This window comes from Streptomyces sp. NPDC045678, assembly GCF_056432085.1.
In genome coordinates this window covers 219202-244888 of the sequence record NZ_JBWKJS010000010.1, presented here as the reverse complement: position 1 = coordinate 244888, position 25687 = coordinate 219202, and the positions used below count along the sequence as shown (strand labels likewise).

Genomic DNA, 25687 nt, shown 5'->3' with positions numbered 1-25687 from the left:
TACGCGTCTTGGCCCCGCGCGGCGCACCACGCGGGGCCAAGAGACGTACGTACAAGAGACGTACGCGGAGGTGGGGAACCTGGGATCAGTGGCCCCGGGCGATCCACTCCTCCAGGTGCGGCGCCTCGGCGCCGACCGTGGTGCTGTCACCGTGCCCGGTACGCACCACCGTCGCGGGCGGCAGCGTCAGGAGCCGCTCCTTGATGGACTCCACGATCGTCGGGAAGTCGCTGAACGAACGGCCCGTGGCACCCGGCCCGCCCGCGAACAGCGTGTCGCCGGTGAAGACCGTGCCGAGGGCGGGCGCGTGCAGGCTGACCGCGCCGTGGCAGTGGCCCGGCGTGTGCAGCACCTTCAGGACCGCGCCCGCGACGGCCAGTTCCTGTCCGTCGGCGAGCTCACCGTCCGGTGCACGGTCGGGGTGCGTCTGCTTCCACAGCTCCGTGTCCGCCGGGTGCAGCAGAATCGGCGCGCCCGTGCGGGCCGCGAGGGCCGGGGCCGCGTCGATGTGGTCGTCGTGGGCGTGCGTGCAGATGATCGCGACCAGTCGCCGCTCCCCGACCGCGGCCGCGATGGCGTCCGCGTCGTGCGCGGCGTCGATGACGACGCACTCGTTGTCGTCGCCCACGATCCACACGTTGTTGTCGACGTCCCAGGTGCCGCCGTCCAGGGAGAACGTCCCCGACGTGACGAGGTGGTCGATGCGCACGCCGAACGCGTCGCTCTTGGCTCCGGCCGCCATCAGAACACCACCACCGAACGGAGGACGTCGCCGTGGTGCATGCGCTCGAAGGCCTTCTCCACGTCTTCCAGGGCGATGGTCTCCGTGACGAACGCGTCCAGGTCCAGACGGCCCTGCCGGTACAGGTCGATGAGCATCGGGAAGTCGCGGGAGGGCAGGCAGTCGCCGTACCAGCTCGACTTGAGGGCGCCGCCGCGTCCGAACACGTCGAGCAGCGGAAGCTCGATCTTCATCTCCGGGGTCGGAACGCCGACCAGGACGACCGTGCCGGCCAGGTCACGGGCGTAGAAGGCCTGCTCGTACGTCTCCGGGCGGCCGACCGCCTCGATGACGACGTCGGCTCCGTTGCCGTCGGTCAGCTCGCGGATCGCCTCGACGGGGTCGGCGGAGCGCGAGTTGACCGTGTGCGTGGCGCCGAGGCCCTTCGCCGTCGCCAGCTTCTTGTCGTCGATGTCCACCGCGATGATCCGCGCGGCCCCCGCGAGGCGGGCGCCCACGACCGCGGCGTTGCCGACGCCGCCGCAGCCGATGACCGCGACGGAGTCGCCGCGGCCCACGTTGCCGGTGTTGATGGCGGCGCCGATGCCCGCCATCACGCCGCAGCCGAGGAGTCCCGCCGCGGCGGGCGAGGCCTCCGGGTCGACCTTGGTGCACTGCCCGGCGGCGACGAGGGTCTTCTCCGCGAAGGCCCCGATGCCGAGGGCGGGCGACAGCTCGGTGCCGTCGGCCAGGGTCATCTTCTGCTTCGCGTTGTGCGTGTCGAAGCAGTACTGGGGGCGGCCGCGCCGACACGCACGGCACTGTCCGCACACCGCGCGCCAGTTCAGGATCACGAAGTCGCCGGCCTCGACCTCGGTGACGCCCTCGCCGACGGATTCGACGACGCCCGCGGCCTCGTGTCCGAGCAGGAACGGGAAGTCGTCGTTGATGCCGCCCTCGCGGTAGTGCAGGTCGGTGTGGCAGACCCCGCACGCCTGGATCTTCACGACGGCCTCTCCCGGCCCCGGATCCGGGACGATGATCGTCTCGATCCTCACCGGCTCGCCCTTCGCGCGCGCGATCACGCCCTGCACCTGCTGCGCCATGACTTCAGCCCTTCTCTGTCTGCACGTCTTACCTCCCACATCGTTACAGGTCGAGCGCTTCGACACAGCACTCCCTCCGCTCCTTTCCCAGACCACGGGCCCCGCGATCTAGGGTGTGGCCGTGCGCATCCTCGCCGCCCAGACCCTGCTGCCGGTCAACACGGCGCTCGCCGTCGCCCTGCTCGTGCTGCTCCTGGCCGCCGCGACGGCGGCGGCCGTCTTCCGGCTCACCCCCGACGGCTCGCGCGGCCGGGCGCGGGAGATCGCGGTCGCGGGTGTGCGCGCCACCGCGCAGCTGGCGGCCGCGTCCCTCGTCATCGCCTGGGTCGTGCACCACACGGCCGCCCTCTACGCCTTCCTCCTCCTCATGTTCGCCGTGGCCACCCGCACCGCGGGACGGCGCGTCACGCCGAACTCCACATGGTGGTGGGCGGCGCTGCCCGTCGCGGGCCCCGTCGTCCCGGTCGTCGCCGGACTGACCCTCGCGGGCCTGCTCCCGGTGCGGGGCGTCGCCATGATCCCGGTGACCGGCATCCTCATCGGCGGCGCGCTCACCGCCACGGTCCTCGCGGGCCGCCGCGCCCTGGACGAACTGCACACGCGGTACGGCGAGTTCGAGGCGGGCATCGCCCTCGGCCTGCCCGACCACGACGCACGCATCGAGGTGATCCGCCCCGCCGCGTCGGACGCGCTGCTGCCCGGCCTCGACCAGACCCGCACCGTGGGCCTGGTCACCCTGCCCGGCGCGTTCGTCGGCATGCTCCTGGGCGGCGCGTCCCCGGCGATGGCCGGAGCGGTACAGCTCTTCGTGCTCATCGCCCTGATGGCGGTCCAGACGATCGCGGTGGCGCTGACGGTCGAACTGGTCGCCCACGGCCGCCTGCACCGGACCGCTCCCACTCCCCCTGCTCCCTCTACCCTCTCCACCCCCTCTGCTCCCGCGCGAGGAACCTCGCCGCCGCCGCGGTGACCCGCCCCGCCCTGCGCGACGCGTCCGCGGCACGGTCCCGGTCGTCGGCTCCCCCGGCGGCCGCCTCGGGCTCCGCGCGCCGCCGCACGGCCCCGCGCCTGCCGATCCGGACGGTTCGGCGCGTCACGTACGCCACCCCCTTCGCTGGCCTTTCCGTAGCCCCTTCTCCAGCCCCTTCTTCAGTCCCTTCCTCAGGCAGACGAAGGCCGGGACCACGCTGTCCGCGTCGGCGTCGTGCAGCAGATGCCGCATCTCGGCCGCCTCACCGTCCCGGATGCGCCGTGCCCGTTCGTCCTTCGTCAGGTCCAGTTCTGCGACGGTCGCCACGTCTCCCCCTCAGGCGGTACCCGAATTCGTACTCGCTCAGGATTCGGAGCTCCGGGGGCCGGGGATTGGGCGGCAGCCGGAGCGTATGCTCCGGATCATGTCTGTCTACGAAGCGGTGGAAATCGAAAACCTGCGGGGCGGCCCCGCCGACCTGCGCCAGTACGAGGGCAAGGCCGTCCTCGTCGTCAACGTCGCCTCCAAGTGCGGGCTCACTCCGCAGTACGCGGGCCTGGAGCGCCTCCACGAGCAGTACGCGGCGCGCGGCTTCAGCGTGCTCGGCGTGCCCTGCAACCAGTTCATGGGCCAGGAGCCCGGCACCTCGGAGGAGATCGCCGAGTTCTGCTCGGCGACGTACGGGGTGACCTTCCCGATGACGGAGAAGGTCGACGTCAACGGCGAGAACCGGCATGCGCTCTACGCGCGGCTCGTCGACACGGCGGACGCGGAGGGGCACACGGGCGACATCCGCTGGAACTTCGAGAAGTTCCTCGTGGACCCGTCCGGCAACGTCGTGGCCCGCTTCTCGCCGCAGACCGAACCCGACGCTCCCGAGCTCGTCGCCGCCGTCGAGAAGCACCTGCCCGCCTGACAAGGCCTGCCGTCCGCCGACTGCGGTCCGCCCCGTCGGCGGCTTCCCGGCGACTCGTGAGGGGGCCGGCCGCCCGGCGTCGAAGCACGGCTTCCGCCCGACGGCTCGGCCCCGCCGCGACCCAGCATCCCTGCCGCGCAAGCGAAGTGACGGGACGACACCTCCCGGACCGGTGGAGGGCCGTCCCCTCGCACCACCTCCGCCCGGAGCAGCGATACCTCCTACCGGGCCAAGCCGATCTGCGGACTCCGGGCAGCGCTCATACGGTGGCTGAATGGTCATCAGGTACCTTCCGCGCCCCTCCTCCGTCCGCACCGCGGCCCTCGCCCTCGGTGCTCTGGTCCTCCTGTCCTCACCGGCCGCCGCAACCGAGGCCCCGGCCGAACCCGCGCCACCGCGGCCCGTCCCCGCGTACTCGTCGGCCCTCCTCGACCGGCCGGGCACCCAGGTCCGGCCCGACCCCGGCGCCCCCGCCGTACCCGGCAACGTGTCCGCGCTCGCGTGGGTGGTGGCCGACGCCCATACGGGCGAGGTGCTCGGCGCGCGGAACGCGCACCGCAGGCTGCCGCCCGCCTCGACGCTCAAGTCGCTCTTCGCCCTGGCGACGCTCCCCCGGCTCGACGCCGCCACGCGGCACGTCGTCGCGCCGCACGAGCTCGACCAGGTCGGCGAGGGCAGCAGCATGGTGGGTGTCGCGGAGGGGCGCGCCTACCGGGTCGCCGACCTGTGGCGGGGCGTGTTCCTCAGTTCGGGGAACGACGCCGTGCACGTCCTCTCGGGGCTCAACGGCGGTCTGGAGAAGACGGTTCAGGAGATGCGCGCCAAGGCCCGCGAGCTGGGCGCACGCGACACCCACGTGGTGTCGCCGGACGGCTACGACGCCGCGGGACAGGTCTCGTCGGCGTACGACCTGGCGGTCTTCGGCAGGGCCGGGCTCGCCGACCCGGAGTTCGCCCGGTACTGCTCGACCCGTGTCGCCCAGTTTCCGGCGGGCGGCTGGTCGTACCCCATCCAGAACACCAACCGGCTGCTGACCGGCGCCGACGGCGTGGCGGCCTACCCGGGGCTGCTCGGCGTCAAGAACGGCTACACCAGCCATGCGGGCTCCACCCTCATCAGCGCGGCCCAGCGCGGCGGGCGCACGCTCGTCGTGACGGTGATGAACCCACAGGCGGGCGGCGGGCGGGCCGTGTACGAGGAGGCGAGGTCGTTGCTCGACTGGGGGTTCGCGGCGGCCGGGAAGGTACGGCCGGTGGGCTCGCTGGTGCCGCCGGAGGAGAGCCGTCCGGCGCCCAGCCCGGCGCACGCGGGTGGGCAGGCCGCCCTGGCCGTGCAGCCCGGCGACTCCGAATGGCCCGCGGTACTGCTGGTCGCCGCGGGCTCGGCCGTCCTGCTCGCGGGCTGCGTCATGGCTGTCCGGCGGCGGAGGGCTACGGTGGCCCGACGCAAGGACGCGCGACGCGTCATCGAGTGAGGCGTGCACCCGGTCGGGGGCGACCGGGAGGCAGGGTTACGGGGAGGTCGTCCGGTGAGTGATCTGCTGGGGGTCGCCGTGCTCGGGGCGGGCCACATGGGCGCCGACCACGTGCGGCGGATCGGCGGGACGGTGGGCGGGGCCCGCGTGGTGGCGGTCGCGGACCCCGACACGGCGCGGGCCGAGGCGGTGGTGGCGGGGCGCCCCGGGGTGTCCGTCCACCGGGAGGCGCAGGACGCGCTGCGTGTGCCCGCGGTGGAGGCGGTCCTGGTGGCCTCGCCGGAGGCGGCGCACGAGGAGGCCCTGCTGGCGGCCTGCGCGCGGGGCCTCCCGGTCCTCTGCGAGAAGCCGCTGACCCCGGATTCGGTCTCGGCCCTCCGGGTCGTGGAGGCGGAGGCGCGTCTCGGGCGCAGGCTGATCCAGGTGGGGTTCATGCGCCGGTACGACACGGAGTACGCGGCGCTGAAAGCGCTCCTCGACTCCGGGGACCTGGGACGCCCCCTGATGCTGCACTGCCGGCACCGGAACGTGTCCTCGCCCGCTCATTTCACGTCGTCGATGCTGATCAGCAGCTCCGTCTCCCACGAGATCGACGCGACGCGGTGGCTGCTGGGGCAGGAGATCACCGCGGTGACGGTGGTGCGGCCTACGCCGTCTGCGGGCGCCCCGCGGGGTCTGCTCGACCCGCAGCTGGTGCTCTTCGAGACGTCCGGGGGCGCGGTCGTCGACGTGGAGATCTTCGTCAACAGCGGATTCGGCTACGAAGTGCGGTGCGAGGCGGTCTGCGAGCGGGGCAGCGCCCAGATCGGGGACGCGCACTCGATGGTCGTCAGGACGCCCGGCCGGGCGTACGAGGACGTGGCGCAGGACTACCTGGTGCGGTTCGCCGACGCGTATGACCGGGAGGTACGGGCATGGGTGGCCGCCGTCCGGGCAGGCAGGGTCACGGGGCCGAGCGCGTGGGACGGCTACGCGACGGCGGCCGTCGCGGAGGCGGGTGTCGCCGCGCTGCGGACCGGTGCGCGCGTGGGCGTGGAGATGGCCGAGCGGCCCGCGCTGTACGGCTGACCTGTCGCCGCCGCCTCCCCGTTACGTCTCTCCTTCAGACCCCTGCGGTCCGGTCGCTGCTGCCTCAGACACCGCCGAGCAGGCGCGAGAGTCCCTGGTCGAGGTCGAGACTCCCCTCCTCGGCGCCCGCGGGCACCACGGCGTACGACCGCACCAGGAACCGGCGCAGCACGGCCCTGTCGAACTGCACCAGGGCCAGACCCTGGTGCGCGTGGAACTCGAGGACCGTCCGGGCCCGCCCGCACGGCCAGATGTGCACGTCACCGCTGCCCGCCGGCGCACCCATCCCCTCCTCGAGGAGCTGCCGGGCGAAGATCCACGTGACCTCCGCGCCGTCGAGCGACGCCTGCGAGGGAAAGACCATCTGGATGGCGAGGGGATCCTCCGCCGAGTAGCGCAGAACGACGGGCAGAGCGCGTTCGCGACCCTCAGGGGTGATGAGACGGGCACGTGCGGGCTGTTCGAGGGTGACGGCCATGAGCGGGGCTCCACTTCTGGTTCTGCTGCTGCGCTCGATATGCGGTTGCGGGGGATTCCTGTGCCCTTATGACCCCGTAGGGAGGGGCGCTATTACGCCAATCTGTCGAGATATCCATGTGACCTGCGCCACTCGCCTCTCCTTAATCAGACATTTGTGACCTAGGGTTTCGAACTCATCCGAACCCCCGCAGTGGGAACGAGAGAGTGTCCTGCCATGACTGACGTCCCTGCCGACGTCCCCTCGGGCATATCCGCGGAGCCTGCCGGCACGCCCGCCCGGGTGCCCACCACAGACGAGTACACGCGTGTCTTCGCGAAACATCACCCCCGCCTGTTGGCCTACGCGCGCTCGCTCACCGGCGACGCCTGGCTCGCCGACGATCTTGTCGCGGAGGCGCACTTCCGGGTGTGGCGGCGGCTGTCCGCCGGGCACGAGATCGAGAACGTACCCGCGTACCTGATGACGACCGTGCGCCACCTGGCGACGGCGGTCGGCCGGGGCGCGGCAGGCCGGGAAACACCGCGCGATCCGCAGGCACCGGAGTCCCTCCCGTCGACGGGTGCGGAGGGCTTCCCCTTCGGCGGTAGCGCCGCGGAACCGGATCCCGCCGTGCGGGTCTCCGTCATCGACCTCCTGACCCGCGTCCTCGGGCAGCTGCCCGAGCGGTGGGTGCAGGCGCTGTGGCTGGCGGAGGCGGAGGGCCAGCCCTTGGAAGCGATCGGCCGACGCATAGGCGCCGGACGCGGGGCGACGGCCGTACTGCTGCACCGGGCCCGCGAAGGCATGCGCCAGGCGTTCCTCCGGGCGCACCCCGGGACTCCCGAGAGCCCCGCGTGCGAGGGCCACTGGGACCGCATGCCCGCTCACATCCGGGGGGAGGCGTCACCGCGCCAGTCGGAACGGCTCCTGTCCCACCTGGCCGGATGCGCGGACTGCCGCGTCCGGCTCGCCCTGCTGAGCCGCGCGAACGACCGGCTCCCGGCCCTTACGGGCCCTGCCCTGCTGATCTTCGTCCTCGGCGGTTCGGGCAAGTTCCTCGTTCCGTTGGCGGCGGGGGCCGGGGCCGGATCCGGCGCGGGGGCCGGGTCGGCGGGGCATGGCGGCGGGGCGCTGCGGCACGGGGTGCGGCACGTCCTCACCGGCGGCGGGAAGCTGTCGGTCGCGGCATCCGGGGTGATCGGAGTGACCGTGGCGGGGGTCGCGGTCGCGGCAGGCCTGGCCCTTGCCGGTGGGGCGGATCAACCGACCGCTCCGGAGCAGCGGGCAGCGACGGCGGAGACCGCCCTGCCGCAACGGCCGGCACCGCCGTGGCAGGCACCGCCGGAGGGGACGGACCAGGAGGCCTCGGGCGGCGAGGGTGACTCAGGCGGCTCGCACGGCTCGAACAACACGGGCAGCTCACACGACTCGAACACCTCGCACGATGCGGGCGGTGGCTCGCATGCCTCGCACGGTTCGGGTGGCACGGACGACTCGCGCGACGAGCAGGAGGCGCGGGACGCGTCCTCGCCTCCCCGTACGCCGGCCGACCAGCCGCCGGCCCCGGACCGGCCCCACATCCCCGAGCGGCCCACGCCCGTCCGACCCGCACCGGAGGGCGAAACGACCCCCGCCACGCAGAGGCCGGCCACTCCCCCAGCGACGACGCCCCGCCCCACGCCCCCACCACCCACACCCACACCGACGGAGCCGTCCCCGCCGCCCCCGACCGAACCCCCGCCAACGGACCCCGCCCCGGTCGACCCGACACCGACACCCGTCGACCCGACCCCGCCCCCCGAACCCCCCGTCTGCGAGCCCTGGATCGGCCCGATCCACATCTGTCACAGGCCGTGATCCGCCGCGGTCGACCGTCCCGCGGCCGGGACTAGCGCACCGGCATCACCCCTGCCCGCCCGTGCGCCCCGCCCGCCCCCGATGCAGGATGGCCTCATGCTGCTCGCCCGGCTCGCTCATGTGTCCAAGGAAGTGGCCGCCACCTCGGCGCGGTCCCGGAAGATCGCGCTGCTCGCCGAGTTGTTCCGGGCCGCTGAGCCGGACGACGTGCCGATCGCCATTCCCTATCTCTCGGGGCGGTTGCCTCAGGGGCGGCTCGGGATCGGGTGGAGCACGCTCAAGCACGCGGTGCCGCCCGCCGACGAGCCGACGCTGACGGTGCGTGGTGTGGACGAGGCACTCACCGCGATCGGCGCGGTGGCCGGTGCCGGGTCGCAGGGGGAACGCAAGCGGCTGGTGGGTGAGTTGATGGGGGCGGCCACCGAGGACGAACAGCGGTTCCTGATCGGGCTGCTGACCGGTGAGGTCCGGCAGGGCGCTCTGGACGCGGTGGCGGTCGAGGGGCTCGCCGTGGCCACGGAGATTCCGGCGGACGCGGTACGGCGGGCCGTGATGCTCGCCGGGTCCGTGAGCCCCGTCGCCCAGGCCCTGCTCACGGACGGCGCGGAGGCGTTGGACGAGTTCCGGCTGACCGTGGGGCGCCCCGTCCTGCCGATGCTCGCCCACAGCGCCGGCACGGTCGCGGAGGGCGTCGAGAAGCTGGGGGCGTGTGCGGTCGAGGAGAAGCTGGACGGCATCCGCGTGCAGGTGCACCGGGACGGTGACGACGTACGTATCTACACCCGCACCCTCGACGACATCACCGACCGTCTCCCCGAGCTGACCGCCGCCGCGCTCGGCCTCGACGGCTCGCACTTCATCCTGGACGGCGAGGTCATCGCGTTGGACGCGGACGGGCGGCCCCGGCCGTTCCAGGAGATCGCGGGACGCGTCGGTTCCCGGATCGACGTGTCGGCGGCGGCCGCGGAGCTCCCGCTCTCTCCCGTCTTCTTCGACGCCCTGTCCGTGGCGGGGCGGGATCTGCTCGATCTGCCGTTCACCGAGCGCCACGCCGAACTGGCGGCGCTGGTGCCCGAGCCCATGCGGGTGCGGCGCACGCTCGTCACCGACCCGGGTGACGAGCGGCAGCGCGGCGAGGCCCAGGAGTTCTTCGAAGCGACACTGGGGCGCGGACACGAGGGGGTCGTACTGAAGGGTCTCGACGCGTCCTACAGCGCGGGCCGCCGCGGCGCGTCCTGGCTGAAGGTCAAGCCCGTGCACACCCTGGACCTGGTGGTGCTCGCCGCCGAATGGGGGCACGGCCGCCGTACCGGCAAGCTGTCCAATCTGCATCTGGGCGCGCGGCGGCCCGACGGCACGTTCGCCATGCTGGGCAAGACCTTCAAGGGCATGACGGACGCCATGCTCGCCTGGCAGACCGAGCACTTGAAGGGACTTGCGGTCGAAGAGAACGGCTACGTGGTGAAGGTGCGCCCCGAACTGGTCGTGGAGATCGCCTACGACGGACTCCAGAAGTCCACGCGCTACCCGGCGGGCGTCACGCTCCGGTTCGCCAGGGTCCTGCGCTACCGCGAGGACAAGTCTCCGGACGAGGCGGACACCGTGGAGACGGTGCTGCGGAGCGGTCCCGGCGGGGCACAGCGAGGGTGACGAGCGCCGCCGCGCTCTGCTGCCTCATCGCCTGACCCCTCAGGGTGGATTTTGCCAATCCTTGGCCCCGATAGGGTGACAGGCCGGGGGAGATCCATCCATTACGCAAGGGGAGAAGCTGTGCCCGCCTCACGACTCAGCCGTACGCCGCTTCCTGGCATCGGCATCCGGTACGACCTCACGACCCGAGAACAGCAGCGCCTCTCGGTGATCGCGCACCGGGACGGCGCACGGACGCTGAGCGCCTACCGGTCCGACGACCCGGACGAGTGCGCGCTGTCGACGCGGCTGAGTTCCGGTGAGGCCGACGCGCTCATCGACGCCCTCATGCCCTCGCACCACAGCCCGACCCTGCTGCACACCACGGACCTGGGCCTGGTCGCCGAGCGCGTCCTGCTCTCGGCGACCTCGCACTGGAACGGACGGCTCCTCGGCGAGACCCGGATGCGGACCGAGACGGGTGTGTCGATCGTGGCCGTGCTGCGGAGGGCCGACGCCATTCCGTCGCCCGCCCCCGACTTCCGCCTCGCGGGCGGGGACACCCTGATCGTCATCGGGACGCGCGAAGGCGTCGAGACCGCCGCGACGATACTCGGGCGGGAGTGACCGTATGCATTCCGCTGTCTTTCTGATCGAATTCGGCGCGATCATCCTCGCCCTCGGCCTGCTCGGCCGGTTCGCGGGTCGCTTCCGGTTCTCGCCGATCCCGCTGTACCTGCTCGCCGGACTCGCGTTCGGCGAGGGCGGCCTGCTGCCGCTGGGCGCCAGCGAGGAGTTCGTCGCCATCGGCGCCGAGATCGGCGTCATTTTGCTGCTGCTGATGCTCGGCCTCGAGTACACGGCCAACGACCTCGTCAGCAACCTCAAGACGCAGTACCCGGCCGGTCTGGTCGACTGCACCCTCAACGCGCTGCCCGGCGCCATCGCCGCGCTGCTCATGGGCTGGGGCCCGGTCGCTGCCGTGGTGCTCGCCGGTGTCACCTGGATCTCGTCGTCCGGTGTCATCGCCAAGGTCCTCGGCGACCTCGGCCGGCTCGGCAACCGCGAGACGCCCGTCATCCTCAGCGTCCTGGTCCTCGAGGACCTGGCGATGGCCGTCTATCTGCCCATCATCACCGCCCTGTTGGCGGGCGTCGGTCTCGCGGCCGGCAGTCTCACGCTCGCCATCGCGCTGGGCGCCGCCGGAATCGTCCTCTTCATCGCGGTGCGCTACGGACGGCTCATCTCGCGGTTCGTCTCCAGCGACGACCCGGAGAAGCTGCTCCTGGTGGTGCTTGGTCTGACCATCCTCGTCGCGGGGATCGCGCAGCAGCTCCAGGTGTCCGCGGCCGTCGGCGCGTTCCTGGTCGGCATCGCGCTGTCCGGTGAGGTCGCCGAGGGCGCACACTCGCTGCTCGCGCCGCTGCGTGATCTGTTCGCCGCCGTCTTCTTCGTCTTCTTCGGGCTGCATACCGACCCGTCGAGCATCCCGCCGGTGCTGTTGCCCGCGCTCGCGCTCGCCGTCGTCACCGCTCTGACGAAGATCGCAACCGGCTACTGGGCGGCCCGCCGCGCGGGCGTCTCGGTCAAGGGCCGCTGGCGGGCGGGCGGTGCGCTGGTGGCGCGCGGCGAGTTCTCCATCGTCATCGCGGGGCTCGCGGTCGCGGCGGGCATCGAGCCTTCGCTCGGGCCGCTGGCCACGGCGTACGTCCTGATCCTCGTGATCGTCGGGCCGCTGACCGCCCGTTACACGCAGCCCATCGCGGGTTACGTGGGCGGCGTGCTGGCGCGACGTCGTACGTCGGCCGCCGGGGCCGCGCAGGTGCCCGCTCCCCGGGACGCGGTCGAGGCCCTGGACGGGCAGGACGCCGACGACCGGTCCTAGGACCGGCGCACAGGCTCTGTCGTTGTCGCGCCGGGTGGCACGCGGGAGGCGGTACTCCCCCCGTGCCGCCCGGGCCGACAACCGGAACAAGAACCCACGCGCGGACCGACTAGCCGACGCATCTGGGCCGGAAGGCCGCGTCGGCCGGCCCCTCGCGGTCCAGCGCGTTCAGCACCCACTGGGCCACGACCGGATCCTTCGTCGCCTGGTCGTGCAGGAACGGGTCCAGGGGGCAGCGGTCCTGGAGGACCACGTTCGTGACGTACTCCTTGGGGCCGGTCAGCAGGGCACTGGTGTACGGAATCACCACCTCGTCGTACCGCGTGGTGACGACCGTGTAGTCGGGCCCTGCCGGTGTCTCGGTCCCTTCGTTGAGCTTCGCGAGCAGCTCGGAGCCCGCCATCTGGTCGAGGCAGGCCGGGCAGGCGATGTCGCCGAGGGGCTTGGCGAGGGGGTTGGACGTGCCGTGGTTGGACGGCACGATGCCGATCAGGTCGTCGACCTTGTCCGCGCCGTCGAGGAACGTGACGTAGTAGCGGGGCATCATGCCGCCCTGGCTGTGACCGACCAGGTCGACCTTCGCCGCCCCCGTGGCGGCGCGGACGGCCTCGACGAAGTCCTTGAGCTCCGCGGCCGACCGCGGGACCGCGGCGGTGGCCGCCTTTCCGTAGTTGAACGCGAAGACGCAGTAGCCCGCTCTCTTCAGCCTGGGCGACAGCGTGGCCCAGTTCTCCGCCATCAGTTTGAACGTGCCATTGACCAGGACGACGGGCTGCGGGTGCGCCGCGTCCGGCTTGCAGGACCAGTCGTTGGCGCCGCGGGGCGGGATGTCCAGGACCGAGGCCGGCGCGGAGGCGGGGACGGAGGATGCGTGGGCCGGGGCGGCGAGGCCCACGCATCCGAGGACGAGGGCGGCCGCGGCGGTCAGGGACCGTACGGCGAGACGCAGGTGCATGAGCATTCCCAACGGTGAAAGGGGGGAGCTGGCAACGAACAGCGTTCGGCAATGCCGACCACTGATCGAGATCATTTTCGATACGCGCACGCCGCGTCAAGGGTGTTACCGACCGGTACGTATTCTTCGTGCTCGGAATGAAATCTTCCGATCACCGGGCGGCATACGGGCAGTTCGGGCACTTGGTGGACTCCCCTCCCATGAGCACGCCCCGGCCTGGCACGATGCTCTCCATGACCACTGGGCCGGTGTTCCGCCTCGCACGAGCCGCGATGTTCGCGGCCGTGTGCGTGGTGGCCACGGCCCTCGGTCACGCGGTCATGTCCGGTGCCGTGCTGCCCTGGTGGGCCGTGGGGTACGCGTTCGCCGCCACGCTCGCCGCCGCGTGGTGGCTGACGGGGCGCGAACGCGGGGCGGCCGCGGTCATCGGCGCCACGGTCGCGGCGCAGCTGTGTCTGCACGAACTGTTCGGCCTGGCACAGCGGATGGCCGGTCCGCCGGTCGGGGGCGGGGCGTCGGCCGTCACCCGTGCCCACCCGGACGACGGCATGAACCACATGAACCACCCGATGCCGATGAACGCGTCACCGTCCGTCGGCGGTGCGCCCGGAGCCGACTCGTCCGCTCCCCTCCCGACGCACTCCGCCATGCCCGACGACGGCCTCTCCCACTGGGTCATGTCGGTCTTCGGGCACAGCGGCTTCGGCATGTTCCTCGCCCACGTCGTCGCGGCGCTGATCTGCGCCCTGTGGCTGTGGCGCGGTGAGGCCGCCGTCTTCCGTACGGGACGTGCGCTCGCCGCGGCCGTGTTCGTGCCGCTGCGGTTCGTTCTCGCGGTCGTCGTCACGTCCCTTCCGCCGACGCCGCCGCACGTCGCCACGTGCGTGCCCGTGCCGCGGCTGCGCGGGGTCCTTCTCCAGCACGTCGTATCGCGCAGAGGTCCACCGGTCCTTCCGGTCAGTTCCTGAAACCGCCCGCGCCCCTCGGTGCCGGGCGGATCTTCGGCGTCCGCCCGTACTCCCATGAGGCGAACAGGACACGCGACGCCGCTTTCCGAACTCCCTTCACCGAAGGACCTTTTGCGATGACACCTGCCCTTTTGCGGTCCCGGCCCGGCAGCGACCCGACCCGCGACGAGCTGACCACGCAGTGGGCGCTCGCGGCCCGCGACGGCGACGCCCAGGCGTTCGAGCAGTTCGTGCGGGCCACGCGCCGCGACGTCTGGCGCTTCGTCGCCCACCTCAGCGGTGACCTGCACGGCGCCGACGACCTCACGCAGGAGACGTACCTCCGTGCCCTGACCGCACTGCCGGGCTTCGCCGCGCGGTCGAGCGCCCGCACCTGGCTTCTCGCCATCGCGCGCCGGGTGGTCGCCGACCGCTTCCGTTCGGCGGCGGCCCGGCCCCGGATCGCCGACACCGGAGACTGGCAGGCGGCCGCGGAGCGCGCCCAGCCATACGGCCTGCCGGGCTTCGACGAGGGCGTGGCCCTGCTCGACCTCCTGGAGACCCTCGACGCACCGCGCCGCGAGGCGTTCGTCCTCACCCAGATCGCCGGGCTCCCCTACGCGGACGCGGCGGACGCCGTCGGCTGTCCGATCGGCACGGTGCGTTCGCGCGTGGCGCGGGCCAGGGAACGGGTGAGCGAGCTGCTGCTCGCTGCGGACCACGCCGCATAGCGGTCCGTACCGCGACCGAGGCACTCCCCCACAGCGACCGGGGCCTCCTTGATGAGGCCCCGGTCGCGGCCCCCGAGCAGGGCGTTTAGCGTGGTGCGGGGGTGTCTGGAGGTCGTCGCCATGGACCGTGAAGCCATGCCGGTGCCGGAACCCGCTCCGGCGTCCGATCCCGCGCGCGAGGCCGGCGCGTCCGTGCCGCACACGGGAGGCGGGCGGCACGAGCATCGCTGGCTGATCCTCGCGGTGGTCGGCATCGCCCAGCTCATGGTGGTGCTCGACGCGACGATCGTGAACATCGCGCTGCCCTCCGCCCAGAAGGATCTGGGCTTCTCCGACGGCAATCGCCAATGGATCGTCACCGCGTACGCGCTCGCCTTCGGCTCCCTGCTGCTGCTCGGCGGACGCATCGCCGACCTGGTGGGCCGCAAGGTCGTCTTCCTCGCCGGTCTCGCCGGCTTCGCCGTGGCGTCCGCGATCGGCGGCGCGGCGACGAGCTTCTCGATGCTGGTGGCCGCCCGCGCGCTGCAGGGCGTGTTCGGCGCGCTGCTCGCGCCCGCGGCCCTGTCGCTGCTCACGACCACGTTCACCGATCCACGGGAGCGCGCCAAGGCGTTCGGCATCTACGGCGCGATCGCGGGCGCGGGCGGCGCGGTGGGGCTGCTGCTCGGCGGCGTACTCACGGAGTATCTGAACTGGCGCTGGTGCCTGTACGTGAACCTCGCGTTCGCCCTGGTCGCCATGGTCGGCGGCGCGCGACTGCTGCACGCGGGCGCTCCCCCGGACCGGCCCAAGCTCGACGTGCCCGGCACGCTGCTGGTGTCGGCGGGACTCTTCTGCATCGTGTACGGCTTCTCCAACGCCGAGACACACGCCTGGAGTGACGTGTTGACCTGGGGATTCCTCGTCGTCGGCGCGGTACTCCTGGTGCTGTTCGCGTGGTGGCAGACACGGGCCGCGCATCCGCTGCTGCCGTTGCGGGTCGCCCTCGACAGGGACCGCGGGGCGTCGTTCCTCGCGATGTTCATCTCGGGCGCCGGCATGTTCGGCGTGTTCCTGTTCCTCACGTATTACTTGCAGCAGATCCTGCGGTACACGCCCGTCAAGACCGGCCTCGCCTTCCTGCCCATGGTGGCGGTGATGGTGGTGGCTTCCGTGGTGACCACCAACAACCTGGTGCCGCGGGTGGGCGCGAAGCCGATCGTGCCGCTGGGCATGGGTCTCTCCGCGGCCGGCATGGCCTGGCTCACCGCCCTCGACGTGACCAGCGGTTACGCCGCGCACGTCCTGCCGCCGCTGCTGGTCGCCGGGCTCGGTCTCGGCCTGATCTTCGCGCCGGCGATGAGCATGGCGACGGCCGGTGTCGCGGCCCACGACGCGGGCGTGGCCTCCGCGATGGTCAACACCAGTCAGCAGGTGGGCGGTTCGATCGGCACGGCGCTGCTGAACACGCTCGCCACCACGGCTGCCTCGAACTACCTGGTGGGCAGGGAGCCGAGCCCGGAGGTGCGGGCGCAGGCGGCGATGCAGTCGTACTCGACGGCGTACTGGTGGTCGGCCCTCTTCTTCGCGATCGGCCTGGTCGTTACGGTGATCCTGTACCGCAGAGGGGCGCCGGTGACGACGGAGACGGGCGACGGCGCGGTCCACATGTAGGGCGGTGGCACGATGGGTTCGGGCACGGACCGGGCCGCGGGTGGGGTCGCCCTCGCCTCGGCCCGCGGCCGCTGGGTGCTGCTGTGCGCGGTGCTCGCGTCGGGCATGGCGCTGCTGGACGGCACGGTCGTCAACGTAGCCCTGCCGACGCTCGGCAAGGACCTCGACGCGTCCCTCTCGGCCCTGCAGTGGGTCGTCAACGCCTACATGCTCACCCTCTCCGCGCTGCTGCTCCTCGGCGGGGCGCTCGGCGACCGCATCGGGCGGCGGCGCACGCTCGTCATCGGCGTGGTGTGGTTCGCGGCGGCCTCCGCGCTGTGCGGGCTCGCACAGGATGCCGGGACGCTCATCGCGGCCCGCGCGCTCCAGGGCGTCGGCGGGGCGTTGCTGACACCCGGTTCGCTGGCGCTGGTCCGTGCCTCGTACCGGCCGGACGACCAGGCCCGCGCGGTGGGCGCGTGGTCGGGGCTCGGTGGGGTGGCCGGGGCGGTCGGGCCGTTCCTGGGCGGCTGGCTCATCGACGGGCCCGGCTGGCGGTGGATCTTCCTGATCAATGTGCCGCTGGCCGCGCTGGTCCTGTTCGCGGCGCGGCACGTGCCGGAGAGCCGCGACGAGACGGCGGCCCAGCAGCCGTTCGACGTGCCCGGCGCGTGGCTGGCCGCGCTGTTCCTCGCGGGCGTCAGCTTCGCGCTGATCGGCGCGTCCGGGGACACGTCGGCGGCCGGAGTGATCCTGCCGGGCGTGCTGGGTCTCGCGGCCGGCGCGGTCTTCGTCATGGTCGAACACCGCAGGCGGAACCCGATGCTCCCGCTCGATCTGTTCCGCTCCCGCCTGTTCACCGCGGCGAACGTGATGACGCTCTGCCTGTACGCGGCCATCGGCGGCATCCTGTTCATGCTGCCGGTGCAGTTGCAGACGACGCTCGGCTACGACGCGCTGCAAGCGGGTACGGCGACGCTGCCGATCACCGTCCTGATGCTGCTCCTGTCCGCGTCCGCGGGCGACCTCGCACGGCGCCTCGGCCCGCGGCTGCCGCTCGTCGCGGGGCCGTTGGTGGCGGCCGCGGGGGTACTGCTGATGCTGCGGGTACGGCCCGGCGCGGAGTACGTCACCGACGTCCTGCCCGCGGTGGTCGTCCTCGGCCTCGGCATGAGCCTCTTCGTGGCACCGCTCACGGCGACCGTGCTGGCCTCCGTCGACGCGAGCCGCGCGGGGCTCGCCAGCGGTGTCAACAACACGGCGGCGCGCATCGCCCAGCTGCTCGTCGTCGCGGGGCTGCCGCTCGTGGTCGGCCTGTCCGGGACGGCGTACGCGGACCCGGACGCGCTGAACGCTTCCTTCGGCAAGGCGGCGGTGGGCTGCGCCGCGCTGTTCGTCCTGGCGGCGGCCGCGGCCGCGCTGTTCGTCCGGCCGGGCCGGACGGCGGCCTGGCACGGCGAACACGGCAGCGAGCCGCAGTGCAGGACCTGCTGCGGGGTCGAGGCGCCGCCGCTGGAGCCCGGACGTCGTACCGGCGAGTGACGCCGTCCGCACCCCGGATCCCCTCGCACAGCGGTGTCGCGCATACCGCGGGAATTGCACGTCCCCCGCGTGCCACCGCGGCCGATGGAGACGGACATCAACTCCTGGTTGAGCAGCCTCAACTCACGGGTTGACGCAAGCCGATGCGCCGCCCCGCAGCTTCTGACGTGCGCCGAAGGGGGAACCCATGCGTAACAGCATCATGGCGAGGACGCTCGTGAGCGTCAGCGCCGTCGCCGCGATCGCCGCGGGCAGCCTGGCGGGGGCGAGCGCGAGCTTCGCCGCACCCGCGTCCGACGCGAAGCCGGCGGTGAGCACCAAGGCCGTGAAGACCTGGCAGTGCTGGCTGAAGAAGAAGGGGTTCAACCCCGGCACGATCGACGGGGACGCCGGCACGAAGACCAAGGCCGCGTTCTGGCAGTTCAACGCCACCTGCTGATCCAGGCCCGAGGGTGCGGTGGCGTGTCCTGGGCGGCACGCCATCGCAGCCCCGCGGGTGGGACGCGATTTACCGCGAAGTCTCCCTTACGAACAGCGTCACCGACACGCTCGCCTCGAAGCCGTTGCTCCGCATCAGCGCCGCCGACGCGGTGTTGCGGGACTCGACGTCGGTGACGACGGCGCTCGCGCCCGCCTCCGTGAGCGTCGCGCAGCAGGCCTTCACGAGGCGGCTCGCGATGCCCTGCCCCTGGTACTCGGGGGCGCTGGCGATCCACTCCAGGTTGCCCCAGTCGGTGCGCTGGTCGAAGCCCATCGAGCCGAGGACGTAGCCGGCGAGGTCGTCACCGGCGAGCGCGACCCAGCAGGCGGACGCCTCGCCGTCCGCGTGCCGGGCGATGGCGGAGAGGGACCATGAGGTGTAGGGCTTCACCGATGTGTCGTAGACGCGGCGGCCCAGCGCGAGCACGTCGGCCAGATGGGTGGCCCGCATCGGTTCGAGGACGATCTCTGTCTCGCGCTCCGGCGCGGCGGGGCTGGTCATGGGGCCTCCCAGGGGCGGTGCGGCGCCGGGGCCGCGGCTGCGTGCGTCTTCACGCTATGAGGCGGCAGGGGCTCGCGCATGCCCCGAGGGCCGCGCGAGTGGCGGCCGGGGACCGCGAGTGGTTGTCGGGTCCGACTCGCGGTCGACGGACGAAACGCCGACCTCGCCGCGCCGGACCGGTGCGCGAGCCGCCCCCGCCGAGCCAACTCGCTTGTTCCTACGACCTTTTGATCAGTTGGACGCGTGTCCGAGGCACCCCTCCGGAGCCCTTATCGTGGACGGCATGTCCGTTCCTGAGCTCATCCGCATCGTCTCCCGCTCCTCCCCCATGGCCCTCGCCCAGGTGGAGCGCGTACGCACCGAACTCGCCGAACTGCACCCCGGTATCCGCACCGAGGTCGTGCCGGTCACCACCTCGGGGGACCGCTGGATGGGCGATCTCGCGGCGCTCGGCGGCAAGGGAGCGTTCACCAAGGAGGTCGACGCGGCGCTGCTCGCCGGTGAGGCGGATCTCGCGGTGCACTGCGTCAAGGACGTCCCCGCGGACCGGCCGCTTCCCGCCGGCACCACGTTCGCCGCCTTCCTCAAGCGGGACGACATCAGGGACGCGCTCATCCACCCGGACGGCCTCACCCTCGACGAGCTGCCCGCCGGCACCCGCATCGGCACGTCGTCGGTCCGCCGGGTGGCGCAACTCGCCGCCTCGCACCCGGAGTTGCAGTGCGTGCCGATGCGTGGAAACGTCGGCCGCCGCCTGCAGAAGCTCGCGGCCGGTGACGCCGACGCACTGCTGCTCGCCCAGTCGGGCCTCGACCGCGTCGGCCGCCCCGAGCTGGCCTGCGAGATCCTGTCGGTGGAGACGATGTGCCCGCCGATCGGTGCGGGCATCCTCGCCCTGCAGTGCCGCGAGGACGACACCGCGACCATCGACGCCGTGTCGGACCTGGGCGACAGGGACGCCTGGCGGGAGGCGACCGCGGAGCGCATGTTCCTGCACGTCCTGCAGGGGCACTGCAATTCGCCGATCGCCGGGTACGCCCGTTCGGAGCGGGGCGGCGACCTGTCGCTGCGCGCCTGCGTGTTCACGCCCGACGGCAAGACGGTGCTGAACGCCCATGAGTGGGCGGGCCCGCTCGACCCCGCGACGCTCGGCACGTCCGTCGCCGTGGCGCTGCTCCGGCAGGGAGCACGCGACCTGATCGACGGCATCGCCCACTGAGGCGACGCCATCCCGGGCGCGAGGACGCTCCGAGGTGGCGATCACGGCGCCGACGCGGCGTCTTTCCGCTGGTTGGCGTTGAAGCGCGCCTTCTTCTGGCGGTTCCCGCACGTGTTCATGTCGCACCATTTGCGGGTGCGGCTCTGACTGGTGTCGAAGAAGGCGGCCCGGCACGTGGGTGACGCGCACAAGGCCAGTTTTCCGTCGCGTTCGCCCGCGATGACGCCGATCGCGTCGGCGGCGATCACGCTGAGGGCGTCTTCCACGCGGGGTGCCGAGCCGAGCCGCCACCGCCGCTCGCCCTCGGCCGTCAGGACAGCCGCGGCCCGACCCTGGACACTGCGGTCATTGATGACCTGGACGGCGGCCGCGGGGAGAGCGTCCTGGAGCGCGGCCGCCGTCGCGGCGGCATGGATCGACTCCCTCAGCTCCCGGGCGAGGTCGAGCTGGGCAGGGGTGCAGGAGTCCACGGCGAGACCGCTCACCGCCAGCCAGTCGACGAGCCGGTGCGGCACGGGAATGCGTTCCACGGGATCTCCCTGACGCTCCGTCAGGGTCGCCGTGAAGCTGGTGGCCAGCACCTTGCCGAGACGGAAGCCGGGGAACTCAGCATGCATGGAACCACCTTAGCCGGTTGCGGCATGGCTCGGTGTACTGCTAGAACCGGCTTAGCCGGTTCGCGATGGTTCATTGCCGGTTCCACGACGGCCAGGAGGTCTCATGTCCCGTCCCACCAGCGACGGTGTACGAGCAGATGTACCAACGGATGCACGAGCGGACGTACAAGCATGTGAAGCCCGCGCGAGCGACGCCGACCTCGACGACCTGCGCGCGCGACTGGCCGCGGCGCGGCTCCCGGAGGCCGAGACGGTCCATGGCGCCGCGCCCGGCCCGGGCCGGTGGGATCAGGGCGTACCGCTCGCCGACCTCATCGAAGTCGTCGACTATTGGCGCACCGAGTACAACTGGCGGGCCTTCGAAGAGCGCCTCGACCGGATCGGCCAGTTCCGCACGACCATTGACGGCCTGGGCATCCACTTCCTGCACCGCCGGTCCGCGCGCGCGGATGCCACTCCCCTGCTCCTGACGCACGGCTGGCCAGGCAGCGTCGCCGAGTTCGTCGATGTGGTGGACGGGCTGGCGGATCCGGACGACGCGGACGCGCCGGCCTTCCACGTCGTGGCCCCTTCGCTCCCGGGCTTCGGCTACAGCGACAAACCGGCCACCACCGGGTGGGGGACCGAGAAGATCGCGGCCGCCTGGGTGGAGCTGATGGGGAGGCTCGGCTACGACAGGTTCGCGGCCCACGGCGGCGACTGGGGCGGCAACATCACCACGGTTCTCGGCGGCAGGTTCCCGGCGCACGTTCTCGGCATCCACACGTTGTTCGCGGAGGCGCCCCCCGGCTTGACGACGGACGGACTGACGGCGACCGAGCGCGCGTGGACCGAGGAAACCCACGACTTCTGGCACCACCGCGCGGCGTACGCGAAACAGCAGGCGACCCGGCCGCAGACCATCGGCTACGCGCTCGTCGACTCACCGGTCGCGCTTCTCGCCTGGATCCTCGACAAGTTCGCCGAGTGGACGGACACCGAGGACAGCCCGTTCGAGACGCTTTCCATGGACAGGGTTCTCGACGACGTCACCCTGTACTGGCTGACGCGGAGCGGCGCGTCGGCGGCCCGCATCTACTACGAGAGCCACAACTCCCTCGATCCCGAACTTCGGGTCGACGTCCCGTCCGCCATCACCATGTACCCCCGCGACATAGAGAAGTCGCCGCGTCCCTGGGCGCAGGAGCGGTACCGACAGATCGTCCGGTGGAACGCGCCCGAACGCGGGGGGCATTTCCCGTCGATGGAAATGCCCGAGTATTTCGTCGAGGACCTGCGAGCGGGCCTCGCGGCCGTGCTGGCCGCGAGGAGGTGACCGCGGTCGTCGTCGGCAGCCCATGACCGCGCGATCAAGCCGCGCTCTTCTTGCCCCTGCGCCGCCCCGCACGGGACAGCGCGTCGATGAGGTCGTCCCTGCTCATCTTGGAGCGGCCCTCGATGTTCTGGTCCGTGGCGCGTTGGTAGAGCTCGCTCTTGCTCAGCTCTTGCAACGCGGCCTTGCTCACCGCGTCGCTGTTGGCCCCCTGACCGCGCTTGGCTCCCTCGCCGCCCCCACCGGCCTTGCTTCCCTTACTGCCCTTACTTCCCTTGCCGCCCCGGGCGCGGTCGAGGCTGCCCTGCAGGACTTCCATCAGGTCGACGACGTTGGTGGCCTCGGGTGCCTCCTCGGCGGCCGTGATCTCCTGACCCTCCGCCTTCGCGCGCACCAGCTCCCGCACCTTCTCCTGATAGGTGTCGTGGTACTTGGCCGGTTCCCAGGGCGCGTCCAGCGCGTCGATCAGCTGGATCGCCATGTCCCGTTCCTTGCCCTTCCCGGCCCGGCCCGAGGGCACTTCGGGGAGCTCCTGAGCCGGGTCGCGGACCTCGTCCGCCCAGTGCAGGGTCTGCAGCACGAGTACCTTCTCGTCGGCCCGCAGAGCGGTCAGGTACTGCTTGCCGCGCATCACGAACGTCGCGATGCCCGCCTTGCCGACCTCCGCGAGCGCCTCCCTCAGCAGCCCGTACACCTTGGTGTGGTCCTTGCCGCGGGGAGCGATGTAGTAGGTGCGGTCGAAGTAGACCGGGTCGATCGCGTCCAGGTCGACGAAGTCGCTGATGTCGATGGTCTGGGACCGGCCGGGGGCGACCTCGTCCAGCTCTTCGGGTTCGATGACGACGTACTCGCCCTCGGTCGCCTCGTACCCCTTGACGATGTCCTCGGTCCGCACTTCCTTGCCGGTGCGTTCGTTGACGCGCCGGTTGCGGATCCGGTCGGACGTGCCGCGCTGGAGCTGGTGGAAGTGGACGGTGTGGTTCTCGACGGCGGTGTACAGACCCACCGGCACGCTGACCAGCCCGAAGGTGATCACGCCGGTCCAGATCGCGCGTGCCATGTACGCCCACTCCCGTCGTCATGCCCTACTGGCCCTCGCTGACCACGCTGGCACTCCCGGGCGCGGGGCGCGCGCTGAGGGCGGCCGAGCGGCGGAGACCGCGTGCGCGGCCGGGAGACGCGGAAGCAAGTGGGGGCACTAGTCGAGTTCTTCGCGGAGACGTTCCGACTTCTCCGCGGCCTCTTGCGCCGCTTGTTCGGCCTCCGTCGTCGCGGTCGCGGCCGCGCGGCTCCGCTTCTCGGCCTCTTTCTGCTCCCGCTCGGAGTTCTTCCGCTCCCGTTGGGCCCGCCGGAGTTCCTCACGTGCCCGCTCCAGCGCGTCCTCCGCGTCCGACACCTGCTGCCGGGTCCGGTCGTGCCGGTCGCGCGCCTGCTGGAGCACGGTGTCGGCCTCTTCTTGTTCGGCACGTGTCTCGTCGAGTCGCCGATCCGCCGCTTCGGCCGCCTCGCGGGCCTCTCGGGCGCGCTTCTCCTGCTTCTGGCGGCGGCGCTCGGCGAGTTCGTCCTTGTGTTCCTCGCGTTCCTTCTTTGGCTCCGAGCGTTCCCGCGGCGCGCGTTTCGCCGTGGGGGCCGCAGCCCGCGCCTTCGGCGCCGAGTCCGCGCCTGACGGGAAGTCGGAGGGCGGGGTGAGCGTGCTCTCCAGGCGGCCGGCCGACCATTGGTCCGCCGCGTTCTCGTCCGCGAGCACCGCGCGCAGGGTGGACGCGACGTCCTGCTGCGCCGCGTCCGACAGCCGGTGGCCGGCGTCCATGGCGAGCGTGACGGCCTGCCGGGAGAGGGCGGAGACGACGCTGGTGCGCTGTTTGGACAGTTCCTTGATCTCCGCGGCGTCCAGAGTCCGGTACGCCGCGCGCAGTTCACGCCCGAGCTCCAGGAACCTGCGGCTCTCCGCCGGCTGGGAGTGCAGCAGCAGGTTCGCCGCCCACGCCGCGAGCGTGGGGCGACGGGCGGCACGGATCCGACGGGCGTCCTCCGCGCGTCCGTCCGTCCTGGCCCGGGCGGCCAGCTCCTCGCGGCGGGAGACGAACCGGGGCGGCGGCGTGGCGTAGAGCTCGTCAAGAACACTCTCCACGTCGCGTTCCTCGTCGCCACCCCGTCCACTCTTGCGCCGCATCAGCTACAGCGTCCCCCGGTCGCGGCCACCCCGCACGTCGAGCGGGCAACCCGGACGGACCGTCTCAGAGGTCGAAGCCGAGGGCGCGCAGACGTTCCCACGTCGGGTTGGGCTCGGTCCTGGTTCCGGTGCGCCGGAGATTCCCGACGCGGTGCCCGGGGGCGCAGCCCGTGCACGTGAGGGAGTAGCCGTCCGAGCCCCACTGGGCGTTCTCGAGCACCATCTCGCCGCCGCAGGCCCCGCACGGCTCGTAGGGGCCGTCGGGCGCCCCGTGACTTCCTCACGGGGCAGGCCGATGGCGAAGTGCTCGCTGATCGCCTGATAGACGATCTCGTACTGTCGGTCGTGGGCGTCCCGCGTCTCCTCGTCCAGGTCGAGCAGGTCCGGCTCCGCGGCACGGTCGTGGGAATGCCCGTCGAACCAGCTCCACACGTACGTCTCGTCGTGCATGTGGATGATGTTGGCCGGGTCCATTCCGGTGTCGGTGATCTCGATGGTCCGGATGCCCTGCGAGGGGTAACCGCCGTCGGTGCCATAGGGTTGTCCGAGCCGTTCACCTCCATGGCGGCGCACGGCAGCAGACAGAACGACCAGCCGTTCCCGGCGTCGCCGATCCGCCCGATGTACGGGTCGTTGTACTGGAGCGAGGGCCAGGTCCGCTCGATGGTCGCCGGGTCGAGGACCGGTGAGTCCTCGGGCGCGCCGAGGCGTATCGCCAGCTCCGTGGGGCTCACGCCCTCGTCCACGCCAGTCCGTCGCTGTGTTCGATCACAGGGCCGACGAGAGGCCACCTCTCCCGCACCGGGCGGAGTGACCATGCGGCAGACCGTGACCCCGTCGGCCGACTACTGTACGGGCACGGCCTGTTGCCCTCCGTGGCGACTCGAGGAGGAACCCTGTGTCATCGCCCTGCGACCCCGAACACGCTCCCGTCGGCGACGTGGGAACGGCGCTCATGATGATCGACTCGCGGCTCAAGACCATTCACGCCGGCAAGACCGAGGTCGACCCGGAACAGCAGGAGATGGTCAGGCAGTTCGCGGCGTCGCTGGGTCCGAGAGGGGCCGACGACCTGCTCAACGGCGCCTGCACGCTCATCTATATGTTCATGTCGTGGCTGCGGAAGGCACATGAGGACCACGGCAAGGACGTCATCGAGTACGTGGTGCCCACGCTCGTGGCGACGATGCGCATGATGCCCAAGAGCATTCCGGCCGAGGCGATCCCGACCATGGCCGGCCTGGTCATCGCCGCGGGCACCGGTCTGAGCCCCAACCTCTGGCGTCAGCAGTACGGGGACTGGACCGAGGCCGAGATGAACCCTCTGGAAGCCACGGCCTTCCTCCTCGCGGAGCACATCAACCGCATCACCGACGACCCTGACTTCGCCACCCGCATGGTCGCCGAGACCCTGGCCGGCGCGGACGAGGCGGCCGGCGTGAACGACGCGTACGACGAGTACGACGAAGACTGAGACGGGAGGGCCGGGGT

The 25687-nt window shown here is 71.9% G+C and carries 26 protein-coding genes; 16 read left to right on the top strand and 10 right to left on the bottom strand.

The window, feature by feature from the left end; translation table 11 throughout:
• Window positions 1-85: 85 nt before the first annotated feature.
• Both AC07DO_RS32230 and AC07DO_RS32225 read right to left on the bottom strand, forming a co-directional pair.
• On the bottom strand, window positions 86-742 hold the full coding sequence (locus AC07DO_RS32230; protein WP_479064660.1) for an MBL fold metallo-hydrolase: 657 nt from the start codon (window positions 740-742) through the stop codon (window positions 86-88).
• Window positions 742-1827, bottom strand: a complete 1086-nt coding sequence (locus AC07DO_RS32225) for an S-(hydroxymethyl)mycothiol dehydrogenase (RefSeq protein WP_479064659.1) — start codon at window positions 1825-1827, stop codon at window positions 742-744. Before AC07DO_RS32225 ends, AC07DO_RS32230 begins: the two co-directional genes overlap by 1 nt.
• Before the next feature lie 121 nt (window positions 1828-1948).
• Between AC07DO_RS32225 and AC07DO_RS32220 the strand changes: the two genes are divergently transcribed.
• A complete protein-coding gene (locus AC07DO_RS32220) occupies window positions 1949-2797 on the top strand; it encodes an ABC transporter permease (protein WP_479064657.1) in 849 nt (282 codons plus the stop codon).
• Window positions 2798-2920: 123 nt separating this feature from the next.
• Here AC07DO_RS32220 and AC07DO_RS32215 read toward each other — a convergent pair whose 3' ends face one another.
• The gene (locus AC07DO_RS32215; protein WP_479064655.1) at window positions 2921-3124 is read right to left on the bottom strand and encodes a hypothetical protein; all 204 of its coding nucleotides are present in this window, start codon (window positions 3122-3124) and stop codon (window positions 2921-2923) included.
• A gap of 97 nt (window positions 3125-3221) precedes the next feature.
• Here AC07DO_RS32215 and AC07DO_RS32210 point away from each other — a divergent pair, with 97 nt between their 5' ends.
• From AC07DO_RS32210 to AC07DO_RS32200, 3 genes are all read left to right on the top strand, one after another.
• Window positions 3222-3713 (top strand): glutathione peroxidase, encoded by a 492-nt coding sequence (locus AC07DO_RS32210; RefSeq protein ID WP_479064653.1) that lies wholly within the window; start codon window positions 3222-3224, stop codon window positions 3711-3713.
• A 274-nt stretch (window positions 3714-3987) separates the two neighbouring features.
• Window positions 3988-5187: a D-alanyl-D-alanine carboxypeptidase family protein gene (locus AC07DO_RS32205; RefSeq protein WP_479064652.1), complete on the top strand. Its 1200-nt coding sequence runs from the start codon at window positions 3988-3990 to the stop codon at window positions 5185-5187.
• Between the two features lie 54 nt (window positions 5188-5241).
• Window positions 5242-6255: a Gfo/Idh/MocA family protein gene (locus AC07DO_RS32200; RefSeq protein WP_479064650.1), complete on the top strand. Its 1014-nt coding sequence runs from the start codon at window positions 5242-5244 to the stop codon at window positions 6253-6255.
• Window positions 6256-6319: 64 nt separating this feature from the next.
• Here the strand turns inward: AC07DO_RS32200 and ssgD are convergent, their stop codons facing one another.
• The gene (ssgD, locus tag AC07DO_RS32195) at window positions 6320-6733 is read right to left on the bottom strand and encodes a spore wall synthesis regulator SsgD (RefSeq protein ID WP_479064648.1); all 414 of its coding nucleotides are present in this window, start codon (window positions 6731-6733) and stop codon (window positions 6320-6322) included.
• Between the two features lie 216 nt (window positions 6734-6949).
• On the opposite strand from ssgD, the gene AC07DO_RS32190 reads away from it, so the two are divergent.
• The 4 genes from AC07DO_RS32190 to AC07DO_RS32175 all read left to right on the top strand — a co-directional run bounded on the left by AC07DO_RS32190 (window position 6950) and on the right by AC07DO_RS32175 (window position 12086).
• The gene (locus tag AC07DO_RS32190; protein WP_479064645.1) at window positions 6950-8572 is read left to right on the top strand and encodes a sigma factor; all 1623 of its coding nucleotides are present in this window, start codon (window positions 6950-6952) and stop codon (window positions 8570-8572) included.
• 96 nt (window positions 8573-8668) lie between these two features.
• The gene (locus AC07DO_RS32185; RefSeq protein WP_479064643.1) at window positions 8669-10222 is read left to right on the top strand and encodes an ATP-dependent DNA ligase; all 1554 of its coding nucleotides are present in this window, start codon (window positions 8669-8671) and stop codon (window positions 10220-10222) included.
• A gap of 120 nt (window positions 10223-10342) precedes the next feature.
• Window positions 10343-10828 (top strand): cation:proton antiporter regulatory subunit, encoded by a 486-nt coding sequence (locus tag AC07DO_RS32180; protein WP_150175229.1) that lies wholly within the window; start codon window positions 10343-10345, stop codon window positions 10826-10828.
• A gap of 4 nt (window positions 10829-10832) precedes the next feature.
• Window positions 10833-12086 (top strand): cation:proton antiporter, encoded by a 1254-nt coding sequence (locus AC07DO_RS32175; RefSeq protein ID WP_479064641.1) that lies wholly within the window; start codon window positions 10833-10835, stop codon window positions 12084-12086.
• Between the two features lie 109 nt (window positions 12087-12195).
• Here the strand turns inward: AC07DO_RS32175 and AC07DO_RS32170 are convergent, their stop codons facing one another.
• On the bottom strand, window positions 12196-13041 hold the full coding sequence (locus tag AC07DO_RS32170; RefSeq protein WP_479064639.1) for an alpha/beta fold hydrolase: 846 nt from the start codon (window positions 13039-13041) through the stop codon (window positions 12196-12198).
• Window positions 13042-13274: 233 nt separating this feature from the next.
• Between AC07DO_RS32170 and AC07DO_RS32165 the strand changes: the two genes are divergently transcribed.
• From AC07DO_RS32165 to AC07DO_RS32145, 5 genes are all read left to right on the top strand, one after another.
• Window positions 13275-14009, top strand: a complete 735-nt coding sequence (locus AC07DO_RS32165) for a hypothetical protein (protein WP_479064637.1) — start codon at window positions 13275-13277, stop codon at window positions 14007-14009.
• A 116-nt stretch (window positions 14010-14125) separates the two neighbouring features.
• Window positions 14126-14719: a sigma-70 family RNA polymerase sigma factor gene (locus AC07DO_RS32160; RefSeq protein WP_479064636.1), complete on the top strand. Its 594-nt coding sequence runs from the start codon at window positions 14126-14128 to the stop codon at window positions 14717-14719.
• A gap of 120 nt (window positions 14720-14839) precedes the next feature.
• Window positions 14840-16372 (top strand): MFS transporter, encoded by a 1533-nt coding sequence (locus AC07DO_RS32155; RefSeq protein ID WP_479064634.1) that lies wholly within the window; start codon window positions 14840-14842, stop codon window positions 16370-16372.
• A gap of 12 nt (window positions 16373-16384) precedes the next feature.
• Window positions 16385-17893, top strand: coding sequence for an MFS transporter (locus tag AC07DO_RS32150; RefSeq protein ID WP_479064632.1), 1509 nt, complete (start codon window positions 16385-16387; stop codon window positions 17891-17893).
• 187 nt (window positions 17894-18080) lie between these two features.
• Window positions 18081-18332, top strand: coding sequence for a hypothetical protein (locus tag AC07DO_RS32145; protein WP_479064630.1), 252 nt, complete (start codon window positions 18081-18083; stop codon window positions 18330-18332).
• Between the two features lie 69 nt (window positions 18333-18401).
• On the opposite strand, the gene AC07DO_RS32140 is transcribed toward AC07DO_RS32145, so the two are convergent.
• Window positions 18402-18875, bottom strand: coding sequence for a GNAT family N-acetyltransferase (locus AC07DO_RS32140; RefSeq protein ID WP_479064628.1), 474 nt, complete (start codon window positions 18873-18875; stop codon window positions 18402-18404).
• Window positions 18876-19158: 283 nt separating this feature from the next.
• Between AC07DO_RS32140 and hemC the strand changes: the two genes are divergently transcribed.
• Window positions 19159-20094: a hydroxymethylbilane synthase gene (hemC, locus tag AC07DO_RS32135; RefSeq protein ID WP_479064626.1), complete on the top strand. Its 936-nt coding sequence runs from the start codon at window positions 19159-19161 to the stop codon at window positions 20092-20094.
• A gap of 41 nt (window positions 20095-20135) precedes the next feature.
• On the opposite strand, the gene AC07DO_RS32130 is transcribed toward hemC, so the two are convergent.
• Entirely contained in the window at window positions 20136-20711 is a 576-nt protein-coding gene (locus AC07DO_RS32130; RefSeq protein ID WP_479064624.1) for a CGNR zinc finger domain-containing protein, read from the bottom strand.
• A 103-nt stretch (window positions 20712-20814) separates the two neighbouring features.
• On the opposite strand from AC07DO_RS32130, the gene AC07DO_RS32125 reads away from it, so the two are divergent.
• Window positions 20815-22026: an epoxide hydrolase family protein gene (locus AC07DO_RS32125; RefSeq protein ID WP_479064622.1), complete on the top strand. Its 1212-nt coding sequence runs from the start codon at window positions 20815-20817 to the stop codon at window positions 22024-22026.
• Window positions 22027-22060: 34 nt separating this feature from the next.
• On the opposite strand, the gene ku is transcribed toward AC07DO_RS32125, so the two are convergent.
• The 3 genes from ku to AC07DO_RS32110 all read right to left on the bottom strand — a co-directional run bounded on the left by ku (window position 22061) and on the right by AC07DO_RS32110 (window position 24419).
• On the bottom strand, window positions 22061-23083 hold the full coding sequence (gene ku, locus AC07DO_RS32120) for a non-homologous end joining protein Ku (protein WP_479064620.1): 1023 nt from the start codon (window positions 23081-23083) through the stop codon (window positions 22061-22063).
• 138 nt (window positions 23084-23221) lie between these two features.
• Window positions 23222-24196: a hypothetical protein gene (locus AC07DO_RS32115; RefSeq protein WP_479064618.1), complete on the bottom strand. Its 975-nt coding sequence runs from the start codon at window positions 24194-24196 to the stop codon at window positions 23222-23224.
• 64 nt (window positions 24197-24260) lie between these two features.
• A complete protein-coding gene (locus AC07DO_RS32110) occupies window positions 24261-24419 on the bottom strand; it encodes a hypothetical protein (protein WP_479064616.1) in 159 nt (52 codons plus the stop codon).
• A gap of 675 nt (window positions 24420-25094) precedes the next feature.
• On the opposite strand from AC07DO_RS32110, the gene AC07DO_RS32105 reads away from it, so the two are divergent.
• Complete coding sequence (locus tag AC07DO_RS32105; RefSeq protein ID WP_479064614.1) at window positions 25095-25670, top strand: hypothetical protein; 576 nt, start codon at window positions 25095-25097, stop codon at window positions 25668-25670.
• The last annotated feature ends 17 nt before the right edge of the window (window positions 25671-25687 follow it).

Excerpts from the sequence above, each read along its gene's own strand:
- AC07DO_RS32205 (WP_479064652.1), top strand. The coding sequence starts at position 3,988 with ATGGTCATCAGGTACCTTCCGCGCCCCTCCTCCGTCCGCACCGCGGCC.
- AC07DO_RS32210 (WP_479064653.1), top strand. The coding sequence starts at position 3,222 with ATGTCTGTCTACGAAGCGGTGGAAATCGAAAACCTGCGGGGCGGCCCC.
- AC07DO_RS32230 (WP_479064660.1), bottom strand. The coding sequence starts at position 742 with ATGGCGGCCGGAGCCAAGAGCGACGCGTTCGGCGTGCGCATCGACCAC.
- AC07DO_RS32155 (WP_479064634.1), top strand. The coding sequence starts at position 14,840 with ATGGACCGTGAAGCCATGCCGGTGCCGGAACCCGCTCCGGCGTCCGAT.
- AC07DO_RS32115 (WP_479064618.1), bottom strand. The coding sequence starts at position 24,196 with ATGCGGCGCAAGAGTGGACGGGGTGGCGACGAGGAACGCGACGTGGAG.
- ssgD (WP_479064648.1), bottom strand. The coding sequence starts at position 6,733 with ATGGCCGTCACCCTCGAACAGCCCGCACGTGCCCGTCTCATCACCCCT.
- AC07DO_RS32130 (WP_479064624.1), bottom strand. The coding sequence starts at position 20,711 with ATGCATGCTGAGTTCCCCGGCTTCCGTCTCGGCAAGGTGCTGGCCACC.
- ku (WP_479064620.1), bottom strand. The coding sequence starts at position 23,083 with ATGGCACGCGCGATCTGGACCGGCGTGATCACCTTCGGGCTGGTCAGC.
- AC07DO_RS32110 (WP_479064616.1), bottom strand. The coding sequence starts at position 24,419 with ATGGTGCTCGAGAACGCCCAGTGGGGCTCGGACGGCTACTCCCTCACG.
- AC07DO_RS32185 (WP_479064643.1), top strand. The coding sequence starts at position 8,669 with ATGCTGCTCGCCCGGCTCGCTCATGTGTCCAAGGAAGTGGCCGCCACC.
- AC07DO_RS32175 (WP_479064641.1), top strand. The coding sequence starts at position 10,833 with ATGCATTCCGCTGTCTTTCTGATCGAATTCGGCGCGATCATCCTCGCC.
- AC07DO_RS32140 (WP_479064628.1), bottom strand. The coding sequence starts at position 18,875 with ATGACCAGCCCCGCCGCGCCGGAGCGCGAGACAGAGATCGTCCTCGAA.
- AC07DO_RS32160 (WP_479064636.1), top strand. The coding sequence starts at position 14,126 with ATGACACCTGCCCTTTTGCGGTCCCGGCCCGGCAGCGACCCGACCCGC.
- AC07DO_RS32225 (WP_479064659.1), bottom strand. The coding sequence starts at position 1,827 with ATGGCGCAGCAGGTGCAGGGCGTGATCGCGCGCGCGAAGGGCGAGCCG.
- hemC (WP_479064626.1), top strand. The coding sequence starts at position 19,159 with ATGTCCGTTCCTGAGCTCATCCGCATCGTCTCCCGCTCCTCCCCCATG.
- AC07DO_RS32170 (WP_479064639.1), bottom strand. The coding sequence starts at position 13,041 with ATGCACCTGCGTCTCGCCGTACGGTCCCTGACCGCCGCGGCCGCCCTC.
- AC07DO_RS32165 (WP_479064637.1), top strand. The coding sequence starts at position 13,275 with ATGACCACTGGGCCGGTGTTCCGCCTCGCACGAGCCGCGATGTTCGCG.
- AC07DO_RS32190 (WP_479064645.1), top strand. The coding sequence starts at position 6,950 with ATGACTGACGTCCCTGCCGACGTCCCCTCGGGCATATCCGCGGAGCCT.
- AC07DO_RS32145 (WP_479064630.1), top strand. The coding sequence starts at position 18,081 with ATGCGTAACAGCATCATGGCGAGGACGCTCGTGAGCGTCAGCGCCGTC.
- AC07DO_RS32150 (WP_479064632.1), top strand. The coding sequence starts at position 16,385 with ATGGGTTCGGGCACGGACCGGGCCGCGGGTGGGGTCGCCCTCGCCTCG.
- AC07DO_RS32125 (WP_479064622.1), top strand. The coding sequence starts at position 20,815 with ATGTCCCGTCCCACCAGCGACGGTGTACGAGCAGATGTACCAACGGAT.